This window comes from Corallococcus sp. 4LFB, from assembly GCF_046520365.1.
Taxonomy (GTDB): Bacteria; Myxococcota; Myxococcia; order Myxococcales; family Myxococcaceae; genus Corallococcus; species Corallococcus caeni.
Window position 1 is genome coordinate 1 of the sequence record NZ_JBKGHJ010000404.1, and the last position, 7,766, is coordinate 7,766.

General features: G+C 70.6%; 7 protein-coding genes and 2 pseudogenes. 5 read left to right on the forward strand and 4 right to left on the reverse strand.

Translation table 11 applies throughout. From position 1 onward, the window contains the following. The 5 genes and pseudogenes from ACLEQD_RS32000 to ACLEQD_RS32020 all read left to right on the forward strand — a co-directional run. A pseudogene (locus tag ACLEQD_RS32000) lies at nt 1-190 on the forward strand (ferritin); the annotation flags it as partial. 60 nt (nt 191-250) lie between these two features. Continuing rightward, nucleotides 251-1,123, forward strand: a complete 873-nt coding sequence (gene encA / locus ACLEQD_RS32005; protein ID WP_410389293.1) for an encapsulin nanocompartment shell protein EncA — start codon at nt 251-253, stop codon at nt 1,121-1,123. Between the two features lie 21 nt (nt 1,124-1,144). Next, on the forward strand, nt 1,145-2,569 hold the full coding sequence (locus ACLEQD_RS32010) for a sigma-54-dependent transcriptional regulator (protein WP_171421590.1): 1,425 nt from the start codon (nt 1,145-1,147) through the stop codon (nt 2,567-2,569). Between the two features lie 76 nt (nt 2,570-2,645). Beyond that, nucleotides 2,646-3,677, forward strand: coding sequence for a M23 family metallopeptidase (locus tag ACLEQD_RS32015; protein ID WP_410389294.1), 1,032 nt, complete (start codon nt 2,646-2,648; stop codon nt 3,675-3,677). A gap of 77 nt (nt 3,678-3,754) precedes the next feature. Next, entirely contained in the window at nt 3,755-5,038 is a 1,284-nt protein-coding gene (locus ACLEQD_RS32020) for a hypothetical protein (RefSeq protein ID WP_410389295.1), read from the forward strand. Nucleotides 5,039-5,070: 32 nt separating this feature from the next. Here ACLEQD_RS32020 and rsmI read toward each other — a convergent pair whose 3' ends face one another. From rsmI to ACLEQD_RS32040, 4 genes and pseudogenes are all read right to left on the reverse strand, one after another. Continuing rightward, nucleotides 5,071-5,904 (reverse strand): 16S rRNA (cytidine(1402)-2'-O)-methyltransferase, encoded by an 834-nt coding sequence (gene rsmI / locus ACLEQD_RS32025; RefSeq protein ID WP_171421593.1) that lies wholly within the window; start codon nt 5,902-5,904, stop codon nt 5,071-5,073. Between the two features lie 12 nt (nt 5,905-5,916). After that, nucleotides 5,917-6,282 carry a YraN family protein gene (locus tag ACLEQD_RS32030; RefSeq protein WP_338264220.1) on the reverse strand — a complete coding sequence of 122 codons (366 nt, stop codon included), beginning with the start codon at nt 6,280-6,282 and terminating at the stop codon, nt 5,917-5,919. Between the two features lie 36 nt (nt 6,283-6,318). Continuing rightward, a complete protein-coding gene (locus tag ACLEQD_RS32035) occupies nt 6,319-6,879 on the reverse strand; it encodes a hypothetical protein (RefSeq protein WP_410389296.1) in 561 nt (186 codons plus the stop codon). Continuing rightward, nucleotides 6,837-7,766, reverse strand: a pseudogene (locus tag ACLEQD_RS32040) (hypothetical protein); the annotation flags it as partial. The gene ACLEQD_RS32035 and the pseudogene ACLEQD_RS32040, both read right to left, overlap by 43 nt.

Sequence of the window (7,766 nt, forward strand, 5' to 3'; positions counted from 1 at the left end):
CGCGCCGCCCTCGCCCGTGGTGACCCAGGCTCCGCCCTCGGTGGGCCGCCTGACGGCCGAGCCCCTGACGAACCTGCCGCCCCAGCGCCTCATCTACGGCGTCCCCGCGCCGCCGCCTTCCGCCAACAGCCATCCCCTCACCATCGGCAGCCTGCGCCGCGGTGGCGGCGGCTCCGGTGGCGGTCGCTGAACCCCTTTCGCCTTCGCCCTTCCCTCCCCTCCTCTGCCGCCGCTCGTGACGGAGACACCGATGCCTGACTTCCTTGGACATGCCGAGAACCCGCTGCGCGAAGAGGAGTGGGCGCGCCTCAACGAGACGGTGATCCAGGTGGCGCGCCGGTCGCTGGTGGGCCGCCGCATCCTGGACATCTACGGGCCGCTGGGCGCGGGCGTGCAGACCGTGGCCTACGACGAGTTCCAGGGCGTGTCCCCGGGCGCGGTGGACATCGTCGGGGAGCAGGAGACCGCGATGGTCTTCACCGACGTGCGCAAGTTCAAGACCATCCCGATCATCTACAAGGACTTCCTGCTGCACTGGCGGGACATCGAGGCCGCGCGCACGCACAACATGCCGCTGGACGTGTCCGCCGCCGCCGGCGCCGCCGCGCTGTGCGCGCAGCAGGAAGACGAGCTCATCTTCTACGGCGACCAGCGCCTGGGCTACGAGGGCCTGATGACGGCCAACGGCCGGCTCACCGCCACGCTGGGGGACTGGACGGCGCCGGGCGGCGGCTTCCAGACCATCGTGGAGGCCACGCGCAAGCTCAACGAGGCCGGCCACTTCGGGCCCTACGCCGTGGTGCTGTCGCCGCGCCTGTACTCGCAGCTGCACCGCATCTACGAGAAGACGGGCGTGCTGGAGATCCAGACCATCAGCCAGCTCGCGTCCGACGGCGTCTACCAGTCCAACCGCCTGCGCGGCGAGTCGGGCGTGGTGGTGTCCACGGGCCGGGAGAACATGGACCTGGCGGTGGCCATGGACATGGTCGCGGCCTACCTGGGCGCCAGCAAGATGAACCACCCGTTCCGCGTGCTGGAGTCGCTGCTGCTGCGCATCAAGCACCCGGACGCCATCTGCACGCTGGAAGGCGCCGCTCCCGCCGCTCCCCCGGCGCGCCGTTAGTCCCCTTCCACGCGGAGGCTTATGGCCAAGGTCCTGGTCATCGACGACGAAACGAACCTGCGCAAGGTGCTGGCCGCCCTGCTGCGCCGCGACGGGTTCGACGTCACCGTGGCGGAGAACGGCGAGCAGGGCATGGCCGAGTTCCACAAGAACGGCGCGGACATCGTCGTCACCGACCTGGTGATGCCGAAGCTGGGCGGCATGGAGGTGCTCGCCGCCGTGCGCGCCGCCAACCCGGACGTGCCGGTGATCATCATCACCGCGCACGGCACCGTGGACTCCGCCGTGGAGGCCATCAAGGCGGGCGCGTTCGACTACATCACCAAGCCCTTCGACCAGGCGGAGCTGTCCTCCGTCGTGGCCAAGGCCGCCAAGACGAACGAGAGCGCCAAGCGCTCCGTGCGCGCGGATCACAAGGCGCGCTCCGCCATCATCGGCGAGTCACCGCCGATTCAAGACGTCTACAAGATCATCGACAAGGTCGCGGACACGCCCTCCACGGTGCTGATCACCGGGGAGAGCGGCACGGGCAAGGAGCTCATCGCCACCGCGCTGCACGGCGCGTCCAGCCGCCGCGACAAGCCGTTCATCAAGATCAACTGCGCCGCCATCCCCGCCACGCTCCTGGAGAGCGAGCTGTTCGGCTACGAGAAGGGCGCCTTCACCGGCGCCGTCACCTCCAAGCCGGGCCGCTTCGAGCTGGCCGACGAGGGCACCCTCTTCCTGGACGAGATTGGCGAAATCCCCGTCGAGATGCAGGTGAAGCTGCTGCGCGCGCTCCAGGAGGGCGAGTTCGAGCGCGTGGGCGGAATCAAGACGACGCGCGTGAACGTGCGCCTGGTGGCCGCCACCAACCGCGACCTCCAGGCGGAGATCGAAGCGGGCCGCTTCCGCAAGGACCTGTACTACCGGCTGGCCGTGGTGCCCATCGTGCTGCCCGCGCTGCGCGAGCGCCGCAGCGACATCCCGATGCTCGCCCAGCACTTCGTGGACAAGTACAACCGGCGCCTCCACAAGAAGATCGAAGGCATCGCCGACGACGCGCTCGCGCTGCTCCAGGCGTACGCGTGGCCGGGCAACATCCGCGAACTGGAGAACCTCATCGAGCGCGTGCTGCTCTTCGCGGACGGCCCCCACATCACCGCCAGGGACCTGCCGGAGCCGGTGCGCGGGGGAGCGGGCGTGCAGGCGGGCGCGCAGGTCGCCGCCTCGCTGGGCACGCTGGACGTGCCCGTGGGCGAGGTGGGCCTCAAGGACATCGTGCGCATGAAGGCCGCGGAGCTGGAGCGGGACCTCATCGTCAAGAAGCTGGAGGAGACGGGCGGCAACGTCACGCGCGCCGCGCGCCTCCTGCAGATCAGTCGCAAGTCGCTCCAGACGAAGATGAAGGAGTTCGGCCTGCGAGACACCACCCCGGACGGTCAGGAAGACGGCCCGGACGAGTAGCCCCGGGGCGCCGAAATATCGCCTGTTCGCCAGCGGTTTCGGCCCCCGCGTACCTTCTTACCCTCAGGGAGCCTGAATGCGGCCGAATCTTCCCACCCTCGGTGGACCACCGAAGCGCAATCCCTTCGGACCGGTGGTTGCCGTCTCCGTCATCCTCGGCGCGGCCGCGGGTGGCGTGTGGTGGTGGAAACAGCGCATGGCGGATGTCCCCATGGACGTCGCCTCGCAGACCGTGACCGCGCTGGACGCCGGCACCGTGGCCCAGGCCCCCGTGGCCCCGCCCGCGCCCACCGACCCCGTGAAGGCCGCCGGCCTGGAGCGCGCGTCCGTCCGCATCGAGGGCCCGCTGGAGACGGCGCTCGTCCAGGCCTCCGACTCCACCGTGGGGCCCGCCCTGGCCCAGGTGGTGACGCGCACGCTGGTGTGGTGGGTGCGCGTCCCCGGCGAAATCCTCCGGGGGGACACGCTGGACGTGCTCTACCAGCGCCGCCCCAACGAGGAGCCGCTGGTGTACGCGGTGCGCTTCGTGAGCGGCAAGACGGGCCAGACGCACCGCGCCTACCGCTTCACGCCCGCGGGTGAGCCGAACGCCCACTACTACCTGCCCAACGGTGACGAGCTGGAGCTGCGGATGGAGAAGTCGCCCATCGACAGCTACGAGCAGATCACCTCCCTGCTGCGCGACGGCCGCGGCCACAAGGGCGTGGACTTCCGCGCCCCGGTGGGCACGACGGTCCGGGCCCCGTTCGCGGGCGTCATCAAGCGCAAGAACTGGAACTTCGGCAGCAACGGCAACTGCATCGAGCTGGTGGAGTCCGGGGGCAAGGGCCGCCGCGCCCTCTTCCTGCACCTGTCGGAGCTGCCCCGCACGGTCCAGGCCGGGATGCGCGTGTCCGCGGGCCAGGTGCTGGCCCAGAGCGGCAACACGGGCCACTCCTTCGCCCCCCACCTGCACTACCAGCTCATGCTGGGCGAAAACCGGGTCCTGGACCCCTTCGACCAGCACAAGACCTACCGCGCGTCCCTGGCGGCGGCCCAGAAGGGCGCCTTCGACACCGAGGTCCAGCGGCTGGACGGACTGCTCGGGACGCCCGTGGCGGGCAAGTAAGGCCCACCCATTTCTTGACACTCCTCCGACGGCACGGCTAGCTGGCAGGCCTGGGCCGTGGTCGTCGGAGGTAGTGGATGCACAGGTTTCGCGCCGTCATCGCCGCGCTGACGCTGGGCGTGCCTTTCGCCGCCAGCGCGGCGGACATCACCCGGATTGCTTCCTCGTTCGAGGACGATGATCCGTTCGACCTCTTCTTGGACGTGGGCTTCGAGCGCACGCAGACGCGCGCGAAGATCGTCCGCGAGCAGCTCGGTGGCCCTGGCGCCACCGACGTGCGGGAGGTCAACGAGCTCTGGTACAAGGGCGTGGACGCGCGGCTGAACCTGGCCGTGGCCTTCGGCCTCTGGAAGGACCTGGAGTTCAGCTTCAAGCTGCCCATCGTCTTCCAGCAGAACGAGACCTGGAACTTCGTGTCCGGCACGAACCAGCGCAACTCGACCATCACCAACAGCTGCTTCAACGCGGACGGCTCGCCCTACTCCGCCGAGGGCTGCGTGGGCCGGCTGTTCCAGGTGCCCCAGGAGAGCTACCGGGGCGGCCTGGGCAACGTGCACTTCGGGCTGGCGTACGCCTTCTTCAACCAGGAGAAGGACGACACCAAGCCCACGTGGATTGTCGGCATCGACTACGAGGCGCCCACCGCCAAGCAGCGCGACCCGAGCCTGGACAACACGGACCCGGATGGCGACCGCGGCAACGTGGGCGACCGCGTCCACAAGTACCAGCTCTACACGTCCTTCTCGCGGCGCATGGGCGTGGCGGAGCCGTACTTCAAGGCGTCCCACACCATCCCGGTGCGCGGCCCCGGCGCCTACTCCAACTGCGACCAGTCCGGCGCCAACCCGCCCAACCTGGGCGCTCCGGGCAACTGCTACAAGGACCCGTGGACCCGCCAGGAGACGGGCATCCATGCCCCCTCGCAGACGGCCCTCACCTTCGGCATGGAGCTGGTGCCCTTCGAGAACGCGGCGAAGAGCCAGAAGTTCACCCTGGACCTGCGCCTGCTGGGCAACTACGTGGGCCGCGGCCGGTACTACAACGAGCTGAGCTCCGCGCTGCGCAAGCTGCTCACCTCCGATGACTACCTCCAGGTGGGTGGCCAGCTCGGCGTCACCGCCCGCGCCGCGGACGCCTTCACCATCCGCGCCTCCGGCAACTTCTTCTACAACACGGACCACCTGCTCACGACCGAGGCCATTGGCCAGGACCTGAACGGCGACGGCACCGTGGACACCGCCCCGGGCTCGCCGGAGCTGAACCCCACGTTCGACTGGCGCTACGACACGGTGTCCCGCCGCTTCCGGGCCATCCAGAGCACCACGTTCCGCTTCGACCTGGGCGCGACCTTCAGCTTCTGAGGGCCCGCGCATGAGGCAGCGGCGGGCCCCGCCTACCGCTGCTTCAGCCCCAGGCCCAGCCGGTACACCTCCTGGCCGGGCCACCCCGCGCGGCGGGCCAGCTCCGTGCTCAGCGGCTTGAGCTTCTCGCCGCGAGCCAGGCCCGCCTCCAGCGCCCGGCGCAGCTCGTCCTCGCTCCAGCGCTGCTCGCCGGTGCGCCCCTCCACCAGCACCACCACCTCGCCCCGGGTCTCCTCGCCCGAGTAGCGCGCGACGAGGGTGGACAGCGGGCCCCGGACGAACTCCTCGTGCAGCTTGGTCAGCTCGCGCGCCACGCACGCGCGCCGGTCCCCCCAGGCCTCCTGGAGGTCGGCCAGCGTCTCCGCCAGGCGGCGCGGGGACTCGTAGAGGACGCAGGTGGCGGACAGGGGGGCCACTTCATCCAGCATGGCCCGGCGCTCCGGCCCCTTGCGCGGCAGGAAGCCCAGGAAGTGGAAGCGCCCGGTGGGCAGCCCCGACGCGCTCAGGGCGGCCACCAGGGCCGTGGGCCCGGGCACCGGCTCCACCTTCAGGCCGCGCTCCAGCGCCTCCGCCACCAGCTTCTCCCCCGGGTCGCTGATGCCGGGGCTGCCCGCGTCGGTGATGAGCGCGCAGTCGTCCCCCGCTTCAAGGCGGTCCAGGATGCGCCCGGCGCGCTGGCCTTCCGCGAAGGCGGGCAGGCTCACCAGATCCTTCCCGGTGATGCCGAAGTGGTCCAGGAGGATGCGCGAGTGCCGGGTGTCCTCGCACGCGAGGAAGCCCACGGTGCGCAGCGTCTCCAGGGCCCGGGCGGTGACGTCCCCCAGGTTCCCGATGGGCGTGGCCACGAGGTAGAGCGTTCCAGCCAAGGACGGATTCCTTTACATGCCAGCGTCGAAGGCGGCGGGCAGGTGCTCCACCCGGGCGTGCTCGCCCTGGCCCACGACGGAGATGACGTCGAAGCGCACCATGCGCCCGTCGATGCCGTTCTGGAAGAGATAGTGCAGCGCGGCCTTCACCACCCGGCGCTGCTTGGCGAAGGACACGGTGTGCGAGGGGTCTCCCCAGGCCGCGGTGGAGCGCATGCGCACCTCCACGAAGCACATGAGCTCCCCCTGCTCCGCCACGATGTCCAGCTCCCCGTAGCGGCACGTCCAGTTGCGCGCCACCACCCGGAAGCCCTGCGACTCCAGCAGGCGCACGCCCTCCGCCTCCGCCACGTTCCCCACGTCCCGCCGCGTTGCCATCCCGCCCCCGCCGCCCCAAGCACTTCTTCGCGGCGGCTAGACGTTAACGGTGCCGTCCGACATCTGGCCGAAGCCGGGGTGGGCGGTGACGTGCAGGACCTGCGTGAGCGTGCCCAGGTGCTTGAGCATGCGGGCGACGAGGGGCAGCTTCGCCTCGTCCACGCCCGTCAGCACGTCGTCCAGGATGAAGGGGCGCTTCACCCGGGCGCACGTCTTCTCCACCACCGTCATGCGCAGCGCCAGGTAGTAGAGGTCGATGTCCTTCGGCGACAGCTCCCCCACCGGGATGCGGCTGTTCTGCGCGAGCAGGAAGGCGTTGCCGTCGCGGTCCCACTCCACGCCCTGGTAGCGCCGGTCCGTGAGCGCGGTGAGGTACTGCACGCAGCGGTCCTTCATGAGCGCCTGGACCGACAGCATGTCGGACGTGAGCACGTCCGCGGCCTGCGACAGCACCAGCGGGGAGGGGTCCTCCAGCGGATCCACCGGCACGGGCGCCTGGCCCGGGGCCGCGGCCACCTGGACCGGGGGCGCCTTCGCCAGCGCGATGGACTCCTTCAGCCGGGACAGCTCGCGCTCCACCTCGCGCAGGTCGCGCACGTAGGTGCCCTTGGCGGACAGCTCCGCGTTGAGCTCCTCCTGCTGCGCGCGCAGCTCCTGCCCGTCGCGCAGGCGCCCTGGTACTCGGCGGAGGCCTCGTACTCCTCCAGCTGCGTCTGCAGCTCCCCCAGCCGGATGCCGAGCAGGTCCTTCTGCTCCAGCGCGCCGGGGATCTCCTCGTAGGTCTCCAGGTTCAGGGCCTTGATGGCCATGCGCACCGGCGCGTCCTCGGCCTCGAACTCGTCAAGGATCTTCTTGTGCCGCGCGTCCTTGCGGTTGTCCTTGGAGCCCTTGCGCGTGGCCGCCTGCAGGTCGTCCACGTAGCGCCACGCCATCAGCGCGGCGGCGAAGAAGGCGGGGATGTTGAGCAACGCCAGGTAGCGCCACAGGGGCTGCGCCGCGACGATGCCCAGGCCCACGCTCAGGCCCATGAAGAGCACGCCCGCGCCCAGGCCGCCCCAGAAGACGCGGTTCTTCGTGAGCGGCGGCACCCTCAGCGACGCGTCCTCCAGCTCCGGATCCCGGTCCGTCTCCAGCCGCGCCAGCGCCTCGTCCCGCCGCGCCACCGCCTTCGGGTAGCGCTTCACGCGCGAGAGGATGTCCATTGGCAGGCCCAGCGACTCCGGCGAGGGCGCCGCGCGCCAGGCGGCCTCCGCCTCCACGATGGCGGCCTTGAGCCCCTCGCCGCCCTTGAGCTTCGAGTCCGCCTCGAAGATGAGCGACGACAGCTCGTCCACCTTGAACTGGAGCTGATCCACCGCCTTCGCGGTGACGAGCTCCTTCTCCAGCACCTTCACCTTCGCCTCGGCGGCCGGGACGTCCTCCGCCGGCAGCACCTGGGCGGCGGCCGCCAGCGACGGCGTGGCCCGGAGGCCTTCGCGCCCGCG

Coding starts and splice junctions, on each gene's coding strand:
- encA (WP_410389293.1), top strand. CDS start 251: ATGCCTGACTTCCTTGGACATGCCGAGAACCCGCTGCGCGAAGAGGAG.
- ACLEQD_RS32010 (WP_171421590.1), top strand. CDS start 1,145: ATGGCCAAGGTCCTGGTCATCGACGACGAAACGAACCTGCGCAAGGTG.
- ACLEQD_RS32015 (WP_410389294.1), top strand. CDS start 2,646: ATGCGGCCGAATCTTCCCACCCTCGGTGGACCACCGAAGCGCAATCCC.
- ACLEQD_RS32020 (WP_410389295.1), top strand. CDS start 3,755: ATGCACAGGTTTCGCGCCGTCATCGCCGCGCTGACGCTGGGCGTGCCT.
- ACLEQD_RS32030 (WP_338264220.1), bottom strand. CDS start 6,282: ATGGCAACGCGGCGGGACGTGGGGAACGTGGCGGAGGCGGAGGGCGTG.